The 22,590-nt window shown below is 77.4% G+C and carries 19 protein-coding genes; 8 read left to right on the plus strand and 11 right to left on the minus strand.

All coding sequences use genetic code 11. The annotated features are described in order from the left end of the window. Positions 1-84 precede the first annotated feature (84 nt). Positions 85-312, plus strand: coding sequence for a helix-turn-helix transcriptional regulator (locus ACRYR8_RS00725; protein WP_432482151.1), 228 nt, complete (start codon positions 85-87; stop codon positions 310-312). 25 nt (positions 313-337) lie between these two features. Here ACRYR8_RS00725 and ACRYR8_RS00730 read toward each other — a convergent pair whose 3' ends face one another. Next, positions 338-865: a hypothetical protein gene (locus ACRYR8_RS00730; protein ID WP_432482152.1), complete on the minus strand. Its 528-nt coding sequence runs from the start codon at positions 863-865 to the stop codon at positions 338-340. Between the two features lie 182 nt (positions 866-1,047). On the opposite strand from ACRYR8_RS00730, the gene ACRYR8_RS00735 reads away from it, so the two are divergent. Together ACRYR8_RS00735 and ACRYR8_RS00740 are read left to right on the plus strand one after the other, a co-directional pair. Further along, complete coding sequence (locus tag ACRYR8_RS00735; RefSeq protein ID WP_432482153.1) at positions 1,048-1,809, plus strand: LysM peptidoglycan-binding domain-containing protein; 762 nt, start codon at positions 1,048-1,050, stop codon at positions 1,807-1,809. Between the two features lie 73 nt (positions 1,810-1,882). Beyond that, entirely contained in the window at positions 1,883-2,434 is a 552-nt protein-coding gene (locus tag ACRYR8_RS00740) for an Rv3235 family protein (RefSeq protein ID WP_432482154.1), read from the plus strand. 94 nt (positions 2,435-2,528) lie between these two features. Here ACRYR8_RS00740 and secA read toward each other — a convergent pair whose 3' ends face one another. The 9 genes from secA to mtrA form a co-directional block, all read right to left on the minus strand. Next, positions 2,529-5,213: a preprotein translocase subunit SecA gene (secA, locus tag ACRYR8_RS00745; RefSeq protein ID WP_432482155.1), complete on the minus strand. Its 2,685-nt coding sequence runs from the start codon at positions 5,211-5,213 to the stop codon at positions 2,529-2,531. Positions 5,214-5,310: 97 nt separating this feature from the next. After that, a complete protein-coding gene (locus ACRYR8_RS00750) occupies positions 5,311-7,686 on the minus strand; it encodes a putative bifunctional diguanylate cyclase/phosphodiesterase (RefSeq protein WP_432482156.1) in 2,376 nt (791 codons plus the stop codon). Between the two features lie 26 nt (positions 7,687-7,712). After that, on the minus strand, positions 7,713-8,969 hold the full coding sequence (locus tag ACRYR8_RS00755) for a winged helix-turn-helix domain-containing protein (RefSeq protein ID WP_432482157.1): 1,257 nt from the start codon (positions 8,967-8,969) through the stop codon (positions 7,713-7,715). A 29-nt stretch (positions 8,970-8,998) separates the two neighbouring features. Then, on the minus strand, positions 8,999-9,694 hold the full coding sequence (locus tag ACRYR8_RS00760; protein ID WP_432482158.1) for a response regulator: 696 nt from the start codon (positions 9,692-9,694) through the stop codon (positions 8,999-9,001). Between the two features lie 147 nt (positions 9,695-9,841). Further along, positions 9,842-10,612, minus strand: coding sequence for a ribosome hibernation-promoting factor, HPF/YfiA family (hpf, locus tag ACRYR8_RS00765; RefSeq protein ID WP_432482159.1), 771 nt, complete (start codon positions 10,610-10,612; stop codon positions 9,842-9,844). 221 nt (positions 10,613-10,833) lie between these two features. Beyond that, the gene (locus ACRYR8_RS00770) at positions 10,834-11,607 is read right to left on the minus strand and encodes a ComF family protein (protein WP_432482160.1); all 774 of its coding nucleotides are present in this window, start codon (positions 11,605-11,607) and stop codon (positions 10,834-10,836) included. 135 nt (positions 11,608-11,742) lie between these two features. Then, positions 11,743-13,497, minus strand: coding sequence for an LpqB family beta-propeller domain-containing protein (locus ACRYR8_RS00775; protein WP_432482161.1), 1,755 nt, complete (start codon positions 13,495-13,497; stop codon positions 11,743-11,745). Further along, positions 13,494-15,239: an MtrAB system histidine kinase MtrB gene (gene mtrB / locus ACRYR8_RS00780; RefSeq protein ID WP_432482162.1), complete on the minus strand. Its 1,746-nt coding sequence runs from the start codon at positions 15,237-15,239 to the stop codon at positions 13,494-13,496. The genes ACRYR8_RS00775 and mtrB overlap by 4 nt, the downstream gene beginning before the upstream one ends. Further along, complete coding sequence (gene mtrA / locus ACRYR8_RS00785) at positions 15,236-15,913, minus strand: MtrAB system response regulator MtrA (RefSeq protein WP_432482163.1); 678 nt, start codon at positions 15,911-15,913, stop codon at positions 15,236-15,238. The genes mtrB and mtrA overlap by 4 nt, the downstream gene beginning before the upstream one ends. Before the next feature lie 151 nt (positions 15,914-16,064). Between mtrA and ACRYR8_RS00790 the strand changes: the two genes are divergently transcribed. From ACRYR8_RS00790 to ACRYR8_RS00810, 5 genes are all read left to right on the plus strand, one after another. After that, positions 16,065-17,192 (plus strand): glycerophosphoryl diester phosphodiesterase membrane domain-containing protein, encoded by a 1,128-nt coding sequence (locus tag ACRYR8_RS00790; protein ID WP_432482164.1) that lies wholly within the window; start codon positions 16,065-16,067, stop codon positions 17,190-17,192. Next, entirely contained in the window at positions 17,189-17,848 is a 660-nt protein-coding gene (locus tag ACRYR8_RS00795; protein ID WP_432482165.1) for a DUF4129 domain-containing protein, read from the plus strand. The genes ACRYR8_RS00790 and ACRYR8_RS00795 overlap by 4 nt, the downstream gene beginning before the upstream one ends. Next, positions 17,845-19,068: a DUF4350 domain-containing protein gene (locus tag ACRYR8_RS00800; protein ID WP_432482166.1), complete on the plus strand. Its 1,224-nt coding sequence runs from the start codon at positions 17,845-17,847 to the stop codon at positions 19,066-19,068. Before ACRYR8_RS00795 ends, ACRYR8_RS00800 begins: the two co-directional genes overlap by 4 nt. 127 nt (positions 19,069-19,195) lie before the next feature. Beyond that, positions 19,196-20,161 carry an AAA family ATPase gene (locus tag ACRYR8_RS00805; RefSeq protein WP_432482214.1) on the plus strand — a complete coding sequence of 322 codons (966 nt, stop codon included), beginning with the start codon at positions 19,196-19,198 and terminating at the stop codon, positions 20,159-20,161. Between the two features lie 22 nt (positions 20,162-20,183). Beyond that, positions 20,184-21,491 carry a DUF58 domain-containing protein gene (locus ACRYR8_RS00810; protein ID WP_432482167.1) on the plus strand — a complete coding sequence of 436 codons (1,308 nt, stop codon included), beginning with the start codon at positions 20,184-20,186 and terminating at the stop codon, positions 21,489-21,491. Between the two features lie 37 nt (positions 21,492-21,528). Here ACRYR8_RS00810 and ACRYR8_RS00815 read toward each other — a convergent pair whose 3' ends face one another. Further along, positions 21,529-22,527 carry a stage II sporulation protein M gene (locus ACRYR8_RS00815; RefSeq protein ID WP_432482168.1) on the minus strand — a complete coding sequence of 333 codons (999 nt, stop codon included), beginning with the start codon at positions 22,525-22,527 and terminating at the stop codon, positions 21,529-21,531. Positions 22,528-22,590: the final 63 nt, after the last annotated feature.

Below are 22,590 nucleotides of genomic sequence, written 5' to 3' on the forward strand. Positions count from 1 at the left end.
CCTGCGGCCGGAGGTGGACGTGGGAGGATGCGCCTCGCCGCCGGTGGACCGGCGGCAGCCGCCCGGCACCGGACAGGAGGCACCGTGCCCAGCCGTTTCCTCCCGCTCGCGGACGTCGCCGAGACCCTGGCGATCTCCTCGGCCCAGGCCTACGCACTGGTGCGCAGCGGCGACCTGCCTGCCATCAAGGTCGGTGGCCGCGGGCAGTGGCGGGTGGAGGAGTCCCAGCTCGAGGCCTACATCCAGCGGATGTACGCGCAGACGCGCGAGAGCGTGCAGTCCCCGCAGGGGCACGAAGCCGCCGGCGCCTGACGCCACCCCGCAGGCCCCGGCTCCCTCACCCGAGTTCGGTGACGTTCAGCAGCGACGCGAACGGCACCGTGAGCACAGCCCGGTGCCCCTCCGCCGGGACCACCACGTCGACGTGGTCCGCCCCCACCCGGTCCAGCCGCCCGCGCACCTCCCCCGCACGGGTGCGCACGAGCACCCCCACGCCCGCTGAGGACAACGCGCGCAGCGCGAGCGCCAGCGTGCGGCGCGCCGTGACCGCGCCGGGCGGGACGCTGTTGCGGGCCAACCCCCGCAGCGCGCAGACGGCCGCCGTCGGCACCAGCACCTGACGGCGCACCGGCGAGCCCGCCACCAGCAGCACCCACCCCGGCCCGGCCGCCCGCGTCCGCCCGCTCACCCAGCTGCCGTCGGACAGCTGGACGGACAGTTCGCCGTCGGTGGCCAGGAGCCTGCCCAGCAGGTCCACGGAGGCGACGTCGGCGGCCCACCGGTCGGCGACCTCGCTCTCCTGCTCCATGCGCCGGGCGTGAGCCAGCCGGGCGTCGAGGTCCGCGAAGAGGTCGTCCCAGCGCACCCCCTCAAGCTACGGGTGGTCACAGCCCGTCAGGAGCACCCCGCCGAACGAGGGGTGTGCGGCAGCTGTGCTGGCCCTGAGGGTCCTCCATTCGCTAGACAAGCCACATCAAACGACATCAAACGCCACCCGGACGGGTCAACCGACACCGAAGTGCAGCGTTCAACCACCGAGGAGGTCCGGTGCCTGGTCCCCGTCGCGCCGCCCGGGTGCGCACCGTGGTCGCTCTGGCCGTCGGCGCCGCACTGGCAGCACTGCCGGCAGCGGCGGCCGCGGTCGTGGCCGCGCTGAGCGCACCCGCCGCCCGTGCGGCGCTGGCGGGGAACGCCGCCCTCGCGGACCTGCTCACCGCCCTGTGCGGCACGGTCGCGAGCCTCCTGCTCCTCGCACTGGCCGGCAGCGTGCTGCTCGCGGGCCTCGCCGAAGCCCGCGAGCAGCCCGGTCGGCGGCGCCCGGCAGCCGGGGAGCTCCCCGCCCGGGGCGTGCCCGCGCCCGTGCGACGCGTCGTCGCTCTCGTCGTGGGCCTCGCCGTGGGCACCGGCGCCGCCTCCGCCGCCTCGGCCGCCCCGCGGGCGCCGGAGGCGGGCTGGGCCGCGAGCGCACCCCTGGAGCCCGGGACGTCCACGAGCGGGGACCTGCCCACGGACCTGCCCGTCACGACGCCCGACCCGGCATGGGCACCGCTGCCCGAGCCGCGCACGGCGCCGGCTCTGCCGTCCGCCGACCTGCCCGGGGGTACCCGCCCCGTCGTCGCCGGCACCGGCGCCGAGGTCGTCGTCCAGCGCGGCGACAGCCTGTGGTCGCTCGCGCGGGCGCTGAGCGGTCCCGACGCCGACGCCGGTGACGTCCTTCAGGAGCAGCAGCGGCTGTACGCGGCCAACGCCGACGTCATCGGCGCCGACCCCGACCTGCTGCTGCCGGGCCAGGTGCTGCGGCTGCCGTGAGCTGGCCCGGCCGGCTCCCCTCCCCACGACCACCGTCCCGCCCGACCCCGCCCGACCCCGCCAGGAGGTCCCCGTGCCCGCGACCGCGGCCCTGCTCGTCGACGAACCCACCGCCGCCCCCGTGCGCCCCGCGGCGCCCCGGCTGCGCCGCTACCCCGTGCCCGTGGCCGCGCCGCCCCTGGTGGGCGAACCCGGGGCGGTGGTGTCGGTGCTGACCCACCTCAGCCCCGACCAGGGGGTGCTGGAGCTGGAACTGCCCCAGCGGCCCCGTGCAGCGGCCGCCGCGCCGGACCTGCCCGAGGTCGGCGGGTGGACCCGTGGCTACCTCGTCGTGCTGCTGGAGGTCCTCAGCGGTCACCGGCCCCCGCAGCAGCTGCTGCGCTGGTCCTCGGCCGACGTCTACACCGACGTGCAGCGCCGGGCGGTCCTCAGCGCCCGCCTGCGCGGCGCCGCCGCCGGCCCCGGTCCCCGCCCGCGGGTGCTGCGGGTGCTGCCCTGCGCCCTCGACGACGGGACCGTGGAGGTCAGCGCGGTCGTGCGAGCGGGTGACCGGGTGCGGGCGCTGGCGCTGCGGGTGGAGCGCCGGCACGAGCGGTGGCGGGTGACCGCCCTCGAGGTGGGCTGAGCCGGTCGGGAGGCGGGCGACCGGCCACGCACGACGACGGCCCGCCCCCCGGTGGAGGGGGCGGGCCGTCGGCGTGGTCGCAGCAGCGGAGGGTTCAGTCCGCGCCGCGCTCACGCTCCGCGGCGCGGCGCTGGGCCCGGTTGCCCGAGGGGGCGTCCGTGCTGGAGGCGTCACCGGCGTGCACCTCGACGTCGCCCTCCGCCGTGGGCGCGGTGTACTGCAGCTGCCGGCGCTCGGGCTGCTCGAAGCCCGGCGCCACCGCCGGGGCACCCGCCTGCGGCGTCGGCTGCACCTGCAGCGAGAAGAGGTACCCGACCGACTCCTCCTTGATGGCGTCGGTCATGGCCAGGAACAGCTGGTAGCCCTCGCGCTGGTACTCCACCAGGGGGTCGCGCTGGGCCATCGCCCGCAGGCCGATGCCCTCCTGCAGGTAGTCCATCTCGTACAGGTGCTCGCGCCACTTGCGGTCCAGCACCGACAGCACCACGCGGCGCTCCAGGTCGCGCAGCACGGACGCTCCCAGCTGCTCCTCGCGGGCGTCGTAGCAGGACTGCGCGTCCGATCGCATCTCCTCCAGCAGCCGCTCGACCGTCAGGTTGCCGCGGCCGCCGGCGGCCTCCACGACCTCCTCGGGGGTCACCGACACCGGGTACAGGCCGCGCAGCGCCTCCCACAGGGCCTCGAGGTCCCAGTCCTCGCCGAACCCCTTGGCGGTGGACTGCACGACGTAGGCGGTGACCGTGTCGTCGATGAAGTGGCGGATCTGCTCGTGCAGGTCCTCGCCCTCCAGCACCTTGCGGCGCTCGGCGTAGATGACCTCGCGCTGGCGGTTGAGGACGTCGTCGTACTTCAGGACGTTCTTGCGGATCTCGAAGTTGCGGCCCTCGACCTGCCCCTGGGCGCTCTGGATCGCGCGGGAGACCATCTTGGACTCGATGGGCACGTCCTCCGGGATGCCCGTGCGGGTCAGGAACGACTCCACCAGGGCGGCGTTGAACAGGCGCATCAGGTCGTCGGTCAGCGACAGGTAGAAGCGGGACTCGCCCGGGTCGCCCTGGCGGCCCGAGCGCCCGCGCAGCTGGTTGTCGATGCGGCGGGACTCGTGGCGCTCGGTGCCCAGCACGTACAGGCCACCCAGGTCGCGGACCTCGTCGTGCTCGGCCTTCACCGACTCCTGCGCCTGCTTGAGCACGTCCGGCCAGGCCGCCTCGTACTCCTCCGGAGCCTCGTCCGGGTCCAGGCCGCGCTCCTTCATGGCCGCCACGGCGAGGAACTCCGCGTTGCCACCGAGCATGATGTCGGTGCCGCGGCCGGCCATGTTCGTGGCCACGGTGACCGCGCCCTTGCGCCCGGCCTGGGCGACGATCGAGGCCTCGCGGTCGTGCTGCTTGGCGTTCAGGACGGTGTGCGCCACGCCGGCCTTCGTCAGCAGGCTGGAGAGGTACTCGCTCTTCTCCACGCTCGTCGTGCCGACGAGGACCGGCTGGCCCGTCGCGTGGTGCTCGGCGATGTCCTCGACCACCGCGGCGAACTTGGCCTGCTCGTTCTTGTAGACCAGGTCGGGCTGGTCCACGCGCACCGCCGGGCGGTTGGTCGGGATCGAGACCACGCCCAGCTTGTAGATCTGGTGGAACTCCGCGGCCTCGGTCATGGCCGTGCCCGTCATGCCCGAGAGCTTGTCGTACATGCGGAAGAAGTTCTGCAGGGTGATCGTCGCGAGCGTCTGGTTCTCGTTCTGGATGGGCACGCCCTCCTTGGCCTCGATGGCCTGGTGCATGCCCTCGTTGTAGCGGCGCCCGGCCAGGATGCGGCCGGTGTGCTCGTCGACGATGAGGACCTCGTTCTTCGGCGAGACGACGTAGTCCTTGTCCCGCTTGAACAGCTCCTTGGCCTTGACGGCGTTGTTCAGGAAGCCGATGAGCGGGGTGTTGACGCTCTCGTAGAGGTTGTCGATGCCGAGCAGGTCCTCGACCTTCTCGATGCCGGACTCGAGGATGCCGATCGTCCGCTTCTTCTCGTCGACCTCGTAGTCGACGTCGACCTGCAGCTTCCGGGCGATCTTGGCGAACTCGCCGTACCACTTCGTCGGCTGGTCCGCCGGTCCGGAGATGATCAGCGGCGTGCGCGCCTCGTCGATGAGGATGGAGTCGACCTCGTCGACGATCGCGAAGTGGTGCCCGCGCTGCACCATCTCCGAGGTGTTCCACGCCATGTTGTCGCGCAGGTAGTCGAAGCCGAACTCGTTGTTCGTGCCGTAGGTGATGTCGGCGGCGTACGCCTCGCGGCGCTGCTCGGGGCGCATCCTGGACAGGATGCAGGCGCTCGACACGCCCAGGAAGCGGTAGACCCGCCCCATCAGCTCGCTCTGGTACTCGGCGAGGAAGTCGTTGACCGTGATGACGTGCACGCCCCGGCCCGTGAGGGCGTTGAGGTAGGCCGGCAGGGTCGCCACGAGGGTCTTGCCCTCGCCGGTGCGCATCTCGGCGATGTTGCCCTGGTGCAGTGCGGCGCCGCCCATGAGCTGGACGTCGAAGTGCCGCTGCCCGAGGGTGCGGCGCGCGGCCTCGCGCACCACCGCGAACGCCTCCGGCAGCAGCTCGTCGAGGGTCGCCCCGTCGGCCAGCCGCTCCTTGAAGCGGTCCGTCTCCCCGCGCAGCTCGGCGTCGGACATGGCGGTGAAGTCGTCCTCGAGCGCGTTGACCTGCTCCGCGATGCGGTGCAGACGCTTGACGACGCGGCCCTCGCCGGCGCGGAGGACCTTCTCGACGATGGCTGGCACGGGAGCAGTCTAACGACGGCGCGCCCGGCCGGGGTGCACGGACGGACCGAAGCGGTTGCGCTGCGTCGTTCCGTGCTCACGTTCCGGCGGTCAGGGATCAGCCGGACCGCCCCAGCAACCGCCGCACGTCCCGCGGCGGGACCACCTGCACGGGGACCGGCACGGCCAGGTCGGGCAGCTGCGGAACCGGACCCGCGGCACCCTCGCGCAGCGCGGCGGGCACCTCCGTCGCCGTCCGCGGCGACCCCAGCAGCAGGCCCTGCGCCAGCGAGCACCCCGCCTCCTGCAGCAGCCGCACCTGCTCGGTGCGCTCCACGCCCTCCGCGACCACGCCCAGGTCCAGCGCGGCACCCAGCTCGCACAGGGTGCGCACCGACGCAGCGGCGCGCGCCCCCTCCGGGCCGTCCAGCTCCGCCACCAGCGAGCGGTCCAGCTTCAGCCCGTCCACCGGCAGCCACCGCAGCGCGGCCAGCGACGGGCCCGCCAGCCCGCCCGCGGCCGGGCCCACCGCCGCGAAGTCGTCCAGCACGAGGCGCGCCCCCGTCGCGCGCAGCTGCGCCAGGCGCGCCGCCACCACGTCCGGGTCGGCCGCCAGGACCTGCGCGGGCACGTCCAGCACCAGGGCCCCCGGCTCCAGGCCCGCCTCGGTCAGCGCGCCCAGCACGTCGCGGGGGCCCGAGCGGGACAGGGCGTGCTGCACCGACAGGTTCACCGTCAGCGACAGCTGAGGCGCCTCCAGGCGCCACTGCGCGGCCCGCGCGCAGGCCGTGCGCAGCACCCACCGCCACAGCGAGTCCACCGCGGGAGACCGCTCCGCGCCACCCAGGAAGGCGCCCGGCTCGAGCAGGCCCCGGGTGCGGTGCCGCCAGCGCAGCAGCGCCTCGACGCCCACCACGGCACCGTCGGACAGCCGCACCAGGGGCTGGTAGACGAGCTCGAACTCCTGCTCGGCGACCGCGCGCTGCAGGTCCGACTCCAGCTGCCGGCGCAGCACGTCGGCCTCGTGCACGTCCGGCTCGAAGACCACGACGACCCCCGGCGGCGCGTCCCCCACCGCTCCCGGGGCGCGGCCCTGCGCCTTCGCCCGGTACATCGCGCTGTCCGCCCGGCGCAGCAGCTCGGCCGCGCCCACGCCCGCGGTGGCCACCGCCAGGCCGATGCTGGCACCCACCCGCACCGCGCGGCCGTGCACCTGCACCGGGGACGCCAGCTCCGCGCACACCCGCTCCGCCAGGCGCCGGGCGGCCCGCTCCGGCTCGTGCCCGCGCACCACCACGGCGAACTCGTCACCGCCCAGGCGGGCGGCGAAGTCGTCGCCGCGCAGGCAGCGCCGCAGCCGCCGCGCCACCCGGCCGAGCACCTCGTCACCGGCGGCGTGCCCCAGCGAGTCGTTGACCGCCTTGAAGCCGTCCAGGTCGACGAACAGCACGGCCGCGCCCATCCCGTCCCCCGCCGAGGCGCGCAGCGCCACCTCCAGGTGCCGCAGCAGCGTCGCCCGGTTGGGCAGGTTCGTCAGGGGGTCGGTGGAGGCCGCCTCCACCACCCGCACCGTGTCGGCGTGGCTCAGCGCGGTGCTGGCGTGCTCGGCGAAGGCGCGCAGGACGGTCGCGCCCACGGCGTCCAGCACCTCCCCGTCCGTCTCCACCACCAGAGCGCCCACGACACGGCCGTTGATGTGCACGGCCGCGGCGGCCGGGCCGCCGTCCCCGCCGACCACGACCCCGAAGCCCTCCAGGCCGCCCGCCGCGGCCAGCGCGCGGTCCGGCGCGATCGGCGGATCGCCCACGGCCGCGACCACGCGCATGCGCATCTGCGAGCGGGGGTCGGCCAGCACCAGCGAGACCGGGCGCGCACCGAGCAGGTCCGAGGAGCTGGTGGCGATCCGCAGGAGCAGCTCCGGCAGCGGCCGGCGACCGGCTACGGCCCGCTGGAAGCGCACCGAGGTGGTGAGGACCTGCTCGCGCTGGGCCAGCGCCTGCTGCAGGCGGTCCCGCTCGGCGGCACCGCGGGCACCCTGCCGGCGCAGCCGGCGCTCCCGCTCGCTCCCGTGCCGGGCCAGCACCACCAGCCCCACCAGCCGGGCCACCAGCTGCACGGCGCGCAGGTGCGCGGGGGCCACCGGCACGTCGTCCACGCGGCCGACGACCACGCGCACCCCCGCCAGGTCCGGCACCTCCACGACCACGGCGCGCACCCGCCCCAGACCGGGCACGGCGAAGGTTCCCCCGCCGTCGCGCACCACGCGCGCCAGGCCCCGCTCGGGCAGGAACCGCTGCCCGAGCCCCACCCCGCCGTGGACGTGCCCGCCCTCGCAGACGGCCACCACGTCGGCGTCCACGAGGTCGGCGACGACGGCCGCCGCGCGCGTGAGCACCTCCCGCTCGCCGCCGGCTCCGGACAGCTCCGCCAGCACGTGCTCGAGCAGGTCACCGGCCTGCTCGAGCCGTCCTGCGACCACCTCGGAGACGTCCACGGCGACTGTGTCGGACGTCGCGGCGCTCACGTTGAGCGGGGCGCCCCCGCGTGACCCGAACGCCGCACGGCCCTTGACAGCGCCGCGGCCAGGTCCCCGCGGTCGGCGACCTCCACCGCCGCCAGGCCCAGCCAGCCGGCCATCAGCTCCAGCTCCGCGGCCAGCTCCTGCGCCGTGCCCGGCGGAGCGGCCGGCTCGGCCCACGCGGCCGGCACCCGCAGCACACCCCCCGGGACGGCCCGGTCGGCCTTGAGGTCCACCCGGGCCACGATCCGGTCCCCCAGCAGGAAGGGCAGCACGCAGTAGCCGTGCACGCGCTGCTCGCGGGGCACGTAGAACTCCAGCCGCAGCGCCACCCCGAACAGCTCCTCGGTGCGCGGGCGGTGCCACACCAGCGGGTCGAAGGGCGTCAGCAGCGCCCGCGCGCGCACCCGCGGGGCCCGCGCGGAGACGTGCCGGTACACCGGCCGCCGCTGCGAGGCGTCCCACCCGCGCACCCGCACCGGCACCAGCTCCCCGGCCTCCACCAGCTGCGCCACCGCCCGCCGCGACTGCTCCGGGCGCAGCCGGAAGTAGTCGCGCAGGCTCGGCTCCGACGCCACGCCCAGGGCCCGCGCGGCGATCGAGACCAGGCCGCGCACCGCCTCGTCCGGGTCGGGGTCCGGCGCCGCAGCCACCTCCGGGGGCAGGACGCGGCGGGTGAGGTCGTAGCACCGCTCGAACTGCTGCGTGCGGCCCGCCGAGGACACCAGCCCGGCGAAGAACAGGTGCTCCAGCGCCCGCTTGACCGCCGACCAGTTCCAGCCCCAGTGCTCCGTCGGCCGCTGCCCACCGGGCGCCAGCGCTGCCTCCAGCCGGCGCGCCGTGAGCGGCCCGTGCTCGGCGACGTGGGCCAGGACCGCCTCGACCAGCTCCGGCTGCTCCACGGCCACGCTGCGCACGCTGCCCCAGGCGTCGTGCGCGGCGCGAGCCATCCGCCAGCGCAGCAGCCGGTGCGTCGCGGGCGCCACGAACGACGCCTCGTGCGCCCAGTACTCCACCAGCCGCCGGGGACCGCGGCCGGCCGCCCGGTCCAGCACCTCGCGCGGGTAGGGGCCCAGCCTGCTGAAGAAGGGCAGGTAGTGCGCCCGGCAGAGCACGTTGACCGAGTCGATCTGCACCACGCCGAGGCGCTCGACCACGCGCGCCACGTGCGCCGCGCCCGGGGCGGCCGGCCGACGGCGCGCGAAGCCCTGGGCCGCCAGCGCCGCGCGCCGCGCCTCGTCCGCACCGATCTCCTCCACCGGGCCCGCGACCGGGCCCGACGACGCGCTCAGGACAGCTCCACGATCTTCTCCCGCACGGCGTAGACGACCGCCTCCATGCGCGAGTGCAGCTGCAGCTTCTCCAGGAGGTTGCGCACGTGGTTCTTGACCGTGTTCTCGCTGATGCCGAGCTGGCCGGCGATCTCGCGGTTGGCCATCCCGCGGGCGAGCAGGCGCAGCACGTCCAGCTCCCGCGGGCTCAGGCGGGGAGCACCCACCACGCCCAGGCTGCGGTCCTCGTCGCGCCGGCGCATGGCGGCGAACTCCCCCAGCAGCAGACCGGCCATCTTCGGGGTGATGAGCGACTGCCCCTTCACGACCGCGCGGATGGCGTCGGCGACCTCCTCGGCGGGCACGTCCTTGAGCAGGTAGCCGTTGGCACCGGCCCGGACGGCGGCGAACAGGTCGTCCTCCTCCTCCGAGGAGGTGAGCATGAGGATGCGGGTGGACGGCGCCACCGCCTTGATCTCGGCGCAGGCGTCGATGCCCGAGCGCCGCGGCATCCACACGTCCATGAGCACCACGTCGGGCAGCAGCTCCTCCACCCGCCGCACCGCCTCGGCGCCGTCGCCGGCCTCCCCGACGACGTCGATGTCGTCCTCGGTGGACAGGACCATCTGCAGCCCGCGGCGGAACAGGGAGTGGTCGTCGACGACGACGACGCGCACGGCGTCGGTCCCCGCCTGCGGCTCGCTGATGGGCACCGTTCCTCCTCGTCGCGGCGACGGGCCCCGGGAGCCCGCTGTGCGGGGATCCTGGCACGGCCGCGCCCCGGCCACCGCCCGTGACGCGACGGCGGGCCGGCGGGTGGGTCCCGCCGGCCCGCCGCGACCGCGCCCGGGCGGTGCGGCTCAGCGCAGGCCGGTGCCCACCACGGCCGCGAGAGCGGCGTCGGAACCGGCGCGGGCGGCGCCGTCGGAGGACGCGACCCCCGGGCCGTCCTCGTGCACGTCCAGGTGGATCACGCCGTAGTCCCAGCCGCGACGGCGGTACACCACGCTGGGGCGGTGGGTGGTGGCGTCGACGAACAGGTAGAAGTCGTGACCGACGAGCTCCATCTCGTACAGCGCCTGGTCCAGGGTCATCGGCCGGGCCTCGTGGGTCTTCTCCCGGATGACGACCGGCGAGGCGTCGGCCACCTCCTCGACCGGGCTCACCGAGTCCTGCGGCGGTCGCGAGTCCGCCATCGCCGCGGGGGTCGGGACGTCGAGGTCGGCGGCCGGCTCGGTCGCGGGGCGGGCGGCGGCCCCCGCCAGCGCCTCGTCGCTCAGCCCCGGCGAGACCGGCTGGCGCACGCTCTCGGGGCGGCGCCTGCCGTGGTGCACCTTGCGGCGGTCCCGGGAGCGTCGCAGGCGCTCCATGAGCTTGGTCGTGGCGAGGTCGAGCGCGGCGTACGGGTCGTCCGCGCACGCCTCGGCGCGCACGACCGGCCCCTTGTCGCGGACGGTGATCTCCACGCGCTCGCAACTGGCCAACTGGCGGCGGTTCTTCTCGTGCGAGACCTCCACGTCGACCCGCTGGGCGCGCGGCGCCAGCTGCGTCACCTTCTCCATCTTCGCCTCGACGTGGTGGCGGAACCTCTCCTTGACCTCGGTGTGCCGTCCGGTGACCACAACTTCCACGGGATGCCTCCCTCGCTCGCTGAGCGGCGCCGGCCGAGGGGCCGGCCCGCCTCGGACCGTCACCTCGTGCCGTGCACCGGCTCCTCGGGGAGCGGGCGCAGCACAGGCAGCCGGTACCGACAGGGGGGAGAGCCCCGGAGGGCGGGCCCGTCGTCGGGCACCGCCGGGGGCGAGACCGGCCTGACGCCGGATCCGGCTGCCATGCACCAACGCTAGACCCCTCACCCCCCGTCTGCCCACGCGTGCCGCGCCGCGGGGCCGGGTGCGGCTCCGCGCCCGGGCACCGAGGCGGTCAGGCACGCCACGCCCAGCACGACGGCCCCCGCGGCGCGCAGCGCCCGCACCGCCTCCGCAGCGGTCGCCGTCGTGGTCACCACGTCGTCGACGACGACGCACGGGGCCTGCGGAGCGGGGCCCCGCACGGCGAGGGCGCCGTCGAGGTTGGCGCGGCGCTGCCGGGCGCCGAGCAGGGTCTGGTCGGTCACCGCGCGGCGCACGCGCAACGCCCGCACCACGGCGGTGGGCCGGCCGGCGGCCCGCTCGCGGGCTGCGGCGCGCGCGGCGAGGTCGGCGACGAGGTCGCCGCCGCGGGCGCGGCGGCTGGCCCGGCGCGAGGGCACCGGCACCAGCAGCACGGGCCCACCCGGCCCCGGCAGGGCCGCGACCGCGCCGGCCAGCGCGGCGGCGGCGACGGGTCGCAGCTCGGCGCGCCGGCGCTCCTTGACCTCCAGCAGGAGCTCGCGCGCGGGGCCGGCGTGCGCGGCGGCGGCGCGCACCGGGGTCCCGTCGGCCAGCTCCAGCCGCGCGGGACGGGCGCCCAGGGCCCGGGCGCACGCTCCGCACCAGGAGGTGCCCGGCCGAGCGCACCCGCCGCACGTCGCGGGCCACAGCAGGTCCGCGGCGGCCCGCAGCACCCCGGGCGGGCCCGGCGCGGCGAGCGGGGCGGGAGCGGCGAGCGGGTCCAGGGGCGGATCGAGGGGCGGGTGGGGCGGCACGGCGCCAGGCTGCCCGGCACCGGGGGCGCACGAGGGCACCGTCCACAGCACGCACCGGCTCCGGCGCGGGCGCCCGGCTGCTGCTCCCGCGGCGACCGGGACGGCGCCCGGCCGACCCGGGCAGCGGGCAGCGGGCTACCCCGGGTAGGAGGGGTGCCGCCCCGGCGCGAGCGGTGCCCAGCCGGCCCCGCTGCGCACCAGCAGGCGGCCGTCGGCGGTACCGACCACGACGTCCCGGTCGCCGGCGCCGGCGGCCACCGACTCCGCGCCCGCCACGGGGGCCAGCTGCTGGAACGGCCCGAAGACCTGCGAGAGGAGCACCACCGGGTCCCGCCCGGCGGCGGGCCGCACCAGCAGCACGACGCGGTCGTCCCCCAGCCAGGAGGCGTCCAGCACCGGGCCGCTGCCGGGCGCGAGCTCCGGTGAGGCCGCCCCCAGCCGCACCGGGCGGCCGCCGGGCACGCGGACCACGGCGTGCACCCGCACCCGCGTCCCCCCGTCCACGTCCTCGGTCACCACGAGCAGCCGCGCCCCGTCCCGGGAGACGCGCACCCGCACCGGTCGTCCCCCCAGCCCCGCGTCCGGCTGCCGCACGAGCGCGGGCGCCGCCCCGGGGTCCGCCGCCGGCAGCACCGCCGGGGAGGCCCCCGACGCGGCGGGCGCCGCCCACACCCACCCGTGCCGGTCGACCGACGGGGGGGCGAACACCGCCGCGCCCCCGGGCACCGCTGCCGCGTCCAGAGCGACCGGGCTCGCCGTCCCGGGCCGCTGCACGTGCAGCGCGCGCCCCCCCTGCGCCAGCCACGCGTAGCACGAACCGTCCACCGCGGCCGCGGGGTGCTCCCCGCCGGCGGACAGGCCCTCGACCGGCTGCACCGCTCCCGCGCCCCACCGCGAGATCCCCGAGGGGCCCGCCAGCACCAGCCGGGGGTCGGGCACGGGCAGCACCAGCGGCGGGTCCGCGGCCGGCGACGGCCCCTGCTCCCGCGTCAGGTCGGCGCCGTCCACGCGCACCACCACCTCCTCGACGCCCGGCAGGCGCGTCAGGCCGGCCCGCAGCTGCGCCAGCAGCACGCCGCGCTGGCGCGGGGTGGTCCGCAGCGCCGGCGCGGTGAGGTCCACGACCGCGGCGGCGCCCGAGAGGGGCACCGTGCCGGTGCGCAGCCGCGTTCCCCGGGGAGCGCCGCTGAACACCGCCGGCGCCAGCCAGCCCGAGGGACCGGCGAGCAGCTCGGTGACCACGCGGGTGGCGGTGGAGGAGTCGTAGGGGAACCAGCGCACGTCGCCCACCAGCTGCGCGGCGTCGGCCGTGGCGAAGTGGACGGGGAAGGCGCGCAGCGACCGGGAGGCCTCCACGAGCGTCATCAGCAGCCCGTCGCCGGGCACGTCCACGCACCAGCGGCCCTCCTCGCGCACGAGCCGCAGCGTGCGCTGCACCGAGCCGCCCGGGGGCCGCTGGACGTAGCGGCCGCCCGCGTCGACGTCCGCCACCGCCGGCGCGGACACCAGCACCGAGGTCGTGCCGTCCGGCTGGGGGCCGCCGGCCGGCTCCACGCGGGGGGTCTCGCCCAGCACGGTCGTGGACACGCCGGGGCGCCACGTGCGGCGCGCGGCCACCGACAGGAACTCGCGCGCCACCGCCTCGCCCGCCGGCCCCGCCGCGGCGGCCAGCAGGAAGCCCCGCACCGCCTCCACCGGTCCGGCGCCGTCCGCCGGGCCCTCCGGCACGACCTGCAGCAGACCCAGGCGCGGGTCGTCCTGCACGCGCGAGCCCGCCACCACCGGTCCCGACCGGGGCAGCCCCGCGCACCCGGTCGCGGCGGCCAGCGCCAGCACCAGCACGGACCGCCGCGGCGGCCGGGCCCCCCCGCCCGCGCCGGGGCCGCTCACGGCGCGCCGTCCGCACCCGTGACGGGAGCGGGCCGGGCGCCGCCACCACCACCCGCGCCCGGGCCCGGCCAGGAGCGCCCTGCCGGCAGCGCCGCCACGGGCTCGCGCCAGCCCAGCGGCACCACCGGCAGCGGGCGGGAGCGCAGCGGGCGCCCCACCGAGCGCGGCACCGTGAGCACGAAGTGGCAGCCGTGGCCCGGGCTGCCCCACACCTCCAGCCGGCCGTCGTGCAACCGGGTGTCCTCCAGGGCGATGGCCAGGCCGAGGCCGCTGCCGCCGGTGGTGCGCGCCCGCGCGGGGTCCGCGCGCCAGAAGCGGTCGAACACCCGGGGCAGCTGCGCGGGCGCCAGGCCGACGCCGTGGTCGCGGACCCCCACGGCCACCGCCCACTCGTCGCACGCCACCGTCACCTCGATGGGCCGCGACTCGCCGTGCTCCACCGCGTTGCCCAGCAGGTTGCGCAGCACCCGCTCGATGCGCCGGGCGTCCACCTCCGCCGTGCACGGCGAGGCCGGCGCGGAGACCAGGACGGTGCTGCCGCGCCGCTCGGCGAGCGCGGCCGTGAAGTCCACCACGCGGTGCACCAGGGCGCGCACGTCCTGCGGGTCCGGCTCCAGCGCCGCGGCACCCGCGTCGAAGCGGCTGATCTCCAGCAGGTCCGACAGGAGCGTGTCGAAGCGCTCCAGCTGCGTCATCAGCAGCTCCGCCGAGCGCGCGGCGACCGGGTCGAAGCCGGAACGGGCGTCGTGCAGCACCTCCCCGGCCATCCGGATCGTCGTCAAGGGGGTGCGCAGCTCGTGGCTGACGTCGGAGACGAAGCGCTGCTGCAGCCGCGAGAGCTCCTCCAGCCGGCCGATGTGCTCCTGCATCCCCGCCGCCATCCCGTTGAAGGCCGCCGCCAGCCGGGCGAAGTCGTCGCTGCCGCGCGTGCGCATCCGCTCGTCCAGGTGGCCCCCGGCGAGGCGCTCGGCCTTCCCCGCCGCCTCGCGCACCGGCTGCACGACCAGCCGGGTCACCACCCAGGTGAGCGTGCCCACGAGGACCACCAGCGCCAGGCCCCCGCCGGCCAGCGTCGTGCGCACCAGCCCGGTGGTGCGCTGCTCGCTGGTCAGCGGGTACACGAAGTACAGCTCCCGCTCGCCCGCGCGCGGCAGCGTCACGGTGGAGCCGACGACGAGGCTGGGCGCCCCGGTGCCGCCGGACAGGTCGGTCAGCTGCACCTGCTGCACGCCGGAGGTGCGCACGGCCCGGCGCAGCGGGTCGGGGACGTCCGCCGGGGACAGGCCGTCGGAGGCGAGGTCGCGCACGGGGGCGGCGCCCTCGTCGCCGGCGGCGTCCGGCGGGGCCAGCAGGAGCACGCCCCGCAGCCGGTCGGGACCGGGGCCCTCCAGCGCCGAGACGACGTCGCCGGCCAGCTGCTCGACGTCGGCGGCGGTGCCGGGGGTGGAGGCGTCGAACTGGGCCTGGGCCGTCGCGGCGGCGCGCGCGGCGTCGGCCAGGGCCACGCGCCGCCGCTCCTCCACGAGCCCGTCCGCGACGGCGTCCAGCAGGTAGGTGCCGACCGCCACGGCCACGAGCAGGCCCAGCGCGGTGGTGGTGGCCACCACGCGCAGCTGCAGCGAACCGCGCCAGCGGCGCAGCAGGCCCCGCCCGGCGCCGCGGCGCAGCGCGCGCACCCGCGCGGCCCGCGAGCCCCGCGGCCGCCGGGCCGCGCGCCCGACGCCCCCCGCGCCGGCCCTCACAGCGGCCCCGCGCGGTACCCCACTCCGCGGACGGTCACGACGATCTCGGGGTGCTCGGGGTCGCGCTCGATCTTCGAGCGCAGCCGCTGGACGTGGACGTTGACCAGCCGGGTGTCGGCCGCGTGCCGGTACCCCCACACCTGCTCCAGCAGGACCTCGCGGGTGAACGCCTGCCAGGGCTTGCGGGCCAGGGTGACCAGCAGCTCGAACTCCAGCGGCGTCAGCGGCAGCGAGCGGCCGTCGCGGCGCACCGAGTGCCCGGCCACGTCGATCGTCAGGTCGCCGATGCGCAGCGTCTCCGGCGGCCGCTCCCCCGCCGAGCGCAGCCGGGCCCGCACCCGCGCGACCAGCTCCTTGGGCTTGAACGGCTTGACGACGTAGTCGTCCGCGCCGGCCTCCAGGCCCAGCACCACGTCGACGGTGTCGCTCTTGGCGGTCAGCATGACGATCGGCACCCCCGACTCGGACCGGATCAGCCGACACACCTCCATGCCGTCGGTGCCGGGCAGCATCAGGTCCAGCAGCACCAGGTCCGGGCGGGTGGCGCGGAACGCCTCCAGCGCCGCGTCGCCGTCGGCGCAGAACCGCGTCTCGAGGCCCTCGCCCCGCAGCACGATGCCCAGCATCTCGGCGAGCGCGGTGTCGTCGTCGACCACCAGCACGCGTCCCCTCATGGGGCCATCCTGCCCGCCGCGCGGCCCGGGCGCCGCGGGCCACGCCCGGGGACGGGCCGGCGCGGTCCCCGGCGGGCCGCCGCCTCGGGCCGGGGACCGCGCCGGAGCGCCTCTGGCACGATGGGGCGCAGGACGATCGAGGACGGGGTCGATGAGCCAGTGGCAGGGCCCGGGCGAGCCGGGGAGCGGGTGGGCCTCCCCCGGCGCGGACGGGGCACCGGGCGGGAGCGGACCGGGTGCGCCCGGCGGCCCCGAGGACGCCGGACCGCCCCCCGCCGCGCCCGGCTGGGCGGGCGCGGGCTGGCAGGAGGCCCCCGCCGCCCACCCGCCCCGGCCGGGGATCGTGCCGCTGCGCCCGCTGGGGCTGGGCGAGATCTGGGACGGCGCGTTCCGCGCCTTCCGGCAGAACCCCCGCGTCATGGTGGGCCTGTCCGCGCTCGTCGTCGTCGCCACCTCGCTGGTCACGCTGGTGGCCTCGATCGTCGCCACGCGCGACCTCGTGCGCGCCACCACGCAGGTGGAGACCGGTACCGGCGACGCCGCGCAGGTGCTGGACGCGCTGCAGACGTCCGTGCCGCTGGTCGTGGTGAGCGGCCTGGTGCAGGTGGTCGCCGTGCAGGTCCTCAACGGCATGCTCATCCTCAGCGTCAGCCGGGCCGTGCTGGGCCGCACCATCTCCCTCGGCGAGCTGTGGCGCGTCAGCCGGCGACGGCTGGGCGGGCTGCTGCTGGTGGCGGTGACCGTCACCCTCGCCAGCGCCGCCGGGGCGGTGGCGCTGGTGCCCGGCGCGGGCGTGCTGGCCCTGGCCGACGGGACGGCCGCTGCGGCCACCGGGACCGTGCTGCTGCTGGCGGGCGTGCTCGGCTGGGCGGCGATCGCCGTGTGGCTGTGGGTGAAGTGGTCGATGGCCACGCCGGTGCTGCTGCTGGAGGGGCTGTCCGTGCGCCGCTCCCTGGGCCGCTCGTGGCGGCTGACGCGCGGGGCGTTCTGGCGCACCCTGGGCATCCTGCTGCTGACGGCGGTGGTCGTGGGCGTCCTGGTGACGGCGGTCGCCACGCCCTTCACCCTGCTGGGCACCGTCCTGGCGGCCGCGGTGGGCACCGGCTCGACGGGGTGGGCGCTGGTCCTCTCCCAGGCCGTCAGCACCCTGGGGTCCATCGTCGGCAGCGTCGTCGGGTACCCCTTCCTGGCCTCGGTGACGGCGCTGGTGTACGTGGACCTGCGGATGCGGCGCGAGGGACTGGACGTGGAGCTGCACCGCGCCGCCTCGGGCGGGTGAGCCGGCTGCGCACCGCGGGCGCACCGGTGCTGCCGGGGCGCGAGGAGGCCCGCCGCCTGCTCGCCGAGGAGCTGGCGGGGCGCGAGTACCGCCAGGAGCGCGCCTCCTGGCTGGTGCGGGCCTGGGACTGGCTGGTGGAGCGGGTCAGCGCCGTGCAGGTGCCGGGTCTGGGGTCCGGCTGGACGGCGGCGCTCGTCGTGGCCGTGCTGCTCGTGTCCGTGGTGGTCGTGGTGCTGCTGGTGGCCGGCCCGCTGCGGCGCAGCGGCGGGGCGCCGCGCGCCGAGGAGGTGTTCGAGGCCGGTCCGGAACCGTCCTCGGAGCACGTGCGCCGCGCCGACGAGGCCGCCGCCCGGGGCCGCTGGGACGAGGCCGTGGCCGAGCGGTTCCGGGCCCTGGTGCGCTCGCTGGAGGAACGCGCCCTGCTGGACCGCCGGCCGGGCCGCACCGCGCACGAGGTCGCCGTCGAGGCCGCGCTCGCGCTGCCCGGCTGTGCGCCGGGCCTGACCAGCGCGGCCCGGTCCTTCGACGACGTGCGCTACGGCGGGCGGCCGGCCTCGGCCGCCACCGACGCCGCCCTGCGCCGCGTGCTGGAGGAGGTGGCCGCCGCGCGCCCGCTCGTGCCGGCAGCCCCGGACGACGGGGGGACCGGGCGGTGAGCGGCGTCGGCGCCCCCGCGAGCGCCCCCCGCGGCGCCGCCGGGGCCACCGGGGCCACCGGGGCCGGGCCGCTGGACGTCGTCGCCCCGGCCGGTGCCGCCCGCGGCCGCCTGCGCGGGCCGGTGCTGGTCGCCGCGCTGGTGGTGGGCCTGGTGCTGCTGCTGACCCTGCTGTCCCCGCGCACCTCGCGCGAGGCGCTGGCGGCGGACTCCACCGCCCCGGAGGGCGCCCGCGCCGTGGCGCGGGTGCTGCAGGCGCAGGGCCCGCGGGTGCTCCAGGAGCGCTCCTTCGACGCGGCCCTGGAGGCGGTCCGCGAGGGCGGCCCGGGCACCACCGTGCTCGTCACGGCCCCGGACCTGCTGTCGGCCGAGCGCTGGGAGGCGCTGGCCGCCGCCGGCGCGCGCCTGGTGCTGGTCGAGCCCACGGCCACCGCCCTGGACGCCGTGGCCCCCGACGTGCGCACCACCGGCACGGCCGCCGAGCGGGTGCTGGACCCGGACTGCGCGGCCCCCGCCCCCGCCGCGGCCGGCGACGCTCGGGCGGGCGGGCGGACCTACGCACTGCGCGCCGGCGCCGAGGGCACCTCCTGCTACGGCGGCTCGTACGTGCGGGTGCCCGCCGACCCCGCCACCGGCCGCGGTGAGCTCGTGGTCCTGGGCCAGGGCGACGTGCTGACCAACCGCTACGCCGCCCTGGACGGCAACGCCGCGCTGTCCCTGCGCACTCTGGGCGCCTCGCCGACCGTGGTCTGGTACCTGCCGGACCCGCTGGACACCGACTCCCCCGTCGTGCCGCTGACGTCCCTGGCGCCTCGGTGGGTGGCGCCGGCCGGTGCGCTGCTGCTGGTGGCCGGGCTGACCACGGCGCTGTGGCGCGGACGGCGCCTGGGGCGGCTGGTCCCCGAGCCGCTGCCGGTGGTGGTGCGCGCCGCGGAGACCGTCGAGGGGCACGGGCGGCTGTACGCCGCGGCCCGTGCCGGCGACCGCGCGGCGGCCTCGCTGCGGGCGGCGACGCTGCGGCGGCTGCGCGCGCTGGTGCGGGTGGACGCCTCCGCCGGGCCCGCCGACGTCGCCGACCAGGTGGCGCGGCTGACCGGCCACCCCGCGCCGCAGGTGCTCGCGCTGCTCGACGGGCCCGCTCCCGCCGACGACCCGGCGCTGGTGCGCCTGGCCGTCGACCTGGACGACCTGGAGCGCCGGGTGCGTGCGCGCAGCACCTGACCGCCCCACCACCACCCCGGAACCGCACCCCCGCACGGAAGGGCAGCACGTGAGCCACACCCCCGCAGGACCGCCCGACGCCTCGGCCCGCACGCCCGACGGCCCGAGCCGAGGTGCGGCCGTCCCGGTGGACGGCCCCGGCGTCGACGAGGCGCGCGAGGCGCTGCGCGCGGTGCGCCAGGAGGTCGCCAAGGCCGTCGTCGGCCAGGAGCCGGCCGTCACCGGCCTGGTCATCGCGCTGCTGTGCCGCGGGCACGTCCTGCTGGAGGGCGTGCCCGGCGTGGCCAAGACGCTCCTGGTGCGCACCCTCGCGGCGGCGCTGGAGCTGGACACCAAGCGGGTGCAGTTCACGCCGGACCTGATGCCCGGCGACGTCACCGGCTCCCTGGTCTACGACGCGCAGACCTCCCGGTTCAGCTTCCGGGAGGGGCCCGTCTTCACGAACCTGCTGCTGGCCGACGAGATCAACCGCACGCCCCCCAAGACGCAGGCGTCGCTGCTGGAGGCCATGGAGGAGCGGCAGGTGTCCGTGGACGGGGTGCCGCGGCCGCTGCCGTCGCCGTTCATCGTGGCCGCCACCCAGAACCCGGTGGAGTACGAGGGCACCTACCCGCTGCCCGAGGCGCAGCTGGACCGGTTCCTGCTGAAGCTGACGCTGCCGCTGCCCGCCCGGGAGGACGAGGTGGAGGTGCTGGCCCGCCACGCCGCCGGCTTCGACCCGCGCGACCTGGCCGCGGCCGGGGTGCGGGTGGTGGCCACCCCCGCGCACCTGGAGCTGGCCACCCGCGCGGTGCGCGCCGTGCAGGTCTCGCGGGAGGTGCTCGGCTACGTCGTGGACGTGTGCCGGGCGACCCGCTCGTCCCCGTCCCTGGCGCTGGGCGTCTCCCCCCGCGGTGCGACGGCGCTGCTGGCCACGGCCCGCGCCTGGGCGTGGTTGTCGGGGCGCGACTACGTCTCCCCCGACGACGTCAAGGACCTGGCCCGGCCCACGCTGCGGCACCGGGTGCAGCTGCGGCCGGAGGCGGAGCTGGACGGGGTGAGCGTGGACGCGGTGCTGGACTCGGTGCTCAGCACCGTGCCCGTGCCGCGGTGAGCCCGGCGGTGGGGGGCACCTCGTGGCGCTGACGGGGCGGGCGCCGCTGCTGGTGCTGCTCGGGCTCGCGGCGGTGGCGCTGCGGCCGGGCTGGGCGGCCTTCTGGGTGTGGCTCGGCCTGTCGGCCGCGCTGGTGGCGGTGGACGTCGCCCTGGCCGCGTCCCCTCGTGCGCTGGACGTGCGGCGCGCTCCGCTGCCGGCGGTGCGGCTGGGCGAGCCGTGCACCGCCGAGCTGCTCGTCGTCAACACCGGGCACCGGCGGGTGCGGGGGGTGCTGCGCGACGCGTGGCAGCCGTCGGCGGGCGCGCGCGGGGAGCGGCACGCCCTGGACCTGCCGCCCGGGGAGCGGCGGCGGCTGACCACCGTGCTGGTGCCCACCCGCCGCGGGGACCGCCTCGCCGACCGCGTCACCGTGCGCTGCACCGGGCCGCTGGGGCTGGCCGCCCGGCAGCGCTCGCGCGCCCTGCCGGGGCGGCTGCGGGTGCTGCCGCCGTTCACCTCCCGCAGGCACCTGCCCTCCCGGCTGGCGCGGCTGCGGGAGCTGGACGGGCGCAGCGCCGTGCAGCACCGCGGCCGGGGCACCGAGTTCGACTCGCTGCGCGACTACGTCGACGGCGACGACGTGCGCTCCATCGACTGGCGGGCCACCGCGCGCCGGCAGTCGGTGGTGGTGCGCACCTGGCGCCCCGAGCGCGACCGGCGGGTGGTGCTGGTGGTGGACGCCTCCCGCACCGCCGCCGCGCGCATCGGCGGCGGCCCCGGCGGTGTGGAGGTGCGCCTCGACGCCGCGATCGAGGCGGCGCTGCTGACGGCGGCGCTGGCCGCGCGCGCCGGCGACCGCGTCGACCTGGTCGCGCACGACCGCGGGGTGCGGGCCCGGGTGCGGGGCGGCTCGCGCACCGCGCTGCTGCCGAGCCTCGTGGAGGCGCTGGCCGGGCTGGAACCGTCCCTGGTGGAGGCCGACTGGGACGCGGTGACCGCTCAGGTGCGCTCGATGGCGCGGCAGCGGGCGCTGGTGGTGCTGCTGACGGCCCTGGACTCCTCGGTGCTGGACTCCGGGCTGGTGGCGGCGCTGGAACAGCTCGCCGCGCGGCACACGGTGGTGCTGGCCGCGGTGGACGACCCGTCGCTGGCGCGGCTGGCCCGCGGCCGCGGCGACGCCGAGCAGGTGTACACGGCCGCCGCGGCGGAGACGGCCGCCGCCGAGCGCGAGGCCACCGCGGCGCTGCTGAGCAGGCTGGGCGTGGAGGTGGTGCACGCAGCACCCGACGAGCTGGCGCCGGCCCTGGCCGACCGCTACCTGGCCCTGAAGGCCGCCGGGCGGCTCTGAGGGGCCGTGCGGCCCGCGCGCCCACCGGCTCGCGGGCTCAGCCCCGCACGGGTGCGACGTCGCCGGCGAAGCGGGCCTCCACGTCGCCGGTCTCCCCCGCCGCGGCGGCCGGGCGGCCCAGCAGCACCACGTACAGCAGGAACGCCACCTCGGCCAGGACACCGATGCCGACGCGCGCCGCGGTGGGCAGCTGCGAGGGCGTGACGAACCCCTCGATGAGGCCTGACACGAACAGCACGACCACCAGGCCCAGGGCCAGGCCGACCATCGCGCGCCCCTCGACGGCCAGCGCCTGCGCGCGCGTGCGCGGACCGGGCGCCACCCACGTCCAGAACAGCTTCAGCCCGGCACCGGCGGCGACGAACACGGCCGTCAGCTCGAGGATGCCGTGCGGGGCGATGAGCCCGAAGAACACCTCGCCGCGGCCGTTGTCGACGAGGAGCCCGCCCTGCAGGCCGACGTTGAGGGCGTTCTGCGTCAGGGCCACCAGCACGAACACCCCGGTGATGCCGAGCACGACGCAGGTGGCGGCGACCAGGGCGTTGTTCGTCCAGACCCGCCCGGCGAAGGAGGCGTTGGCGTACTCGGAGTAGTAGCCGGCGAAGTCCTCCTCCACCAGCCGGCGGATGTCCTCGTCGGAGCCGAAGAGGCTGGCCTGCACGCGCGGGTTGCCCGTCACCCACGCCCCGGCCGCGGTGGCCAGGACGATCGTGTACGCGGCGGCGGCCAGGCTCCACCAGCGCACCCGCCACAGCGCCGCGGGCAGCCCCCGCCCGGCGAAGTGCGCCAGCTGGTTCCAGGCCGTGTAGCGCGAGCCGGTCAGGCGGGAGCGCGCACGCACGAGGAGCGTGGAGAGCTGGTCCAGCAGGACCGGCTCGGCCTGCGCCGAGCGCAGCACCGACAGGTGGGTGGCGGTGCGCTGGTACAGGCGCACCAGCTCGTCGGCCTCCGCACCGCTGGGGTGCCGGCGGCCCACCAGCTCGCGCAGCCGCGCCCACTCCTGCTCGTGCACGGCCCGGAAGGCGTCGACGTCCACCCGGCCACAGTAGTGACGGCGGCGGGCTGCGCGGCCGGGGTGCCACGGGGACGCCACGGGGAC

Source organism: Kineococcus esterisolvens (assembly GCF_050871405.1).
In the GTDB taxonomy this organism is placed as follows: Bacteria; Actinomycetota; Actinomycetes; order Actinomycetales; family Kineococcaceae; genus Kineococcus.

Coding starts and splice junctions, on each gene's coding strand:
- ACRYR8_RS00790 (WP_432482164.1), top strand. CDS start 16,065: ATGAGCCAGTGGCAGGGCCCGGGCGAGCCGGGGAGCGGGTGGGCCTCC.
- mtrA (WP_432482163.1), bottom strand. CDS start 15,913: ATGAGGGGACGCGTGCTGGTGGTCGACGACGACACCGCGCTCGCCGAG.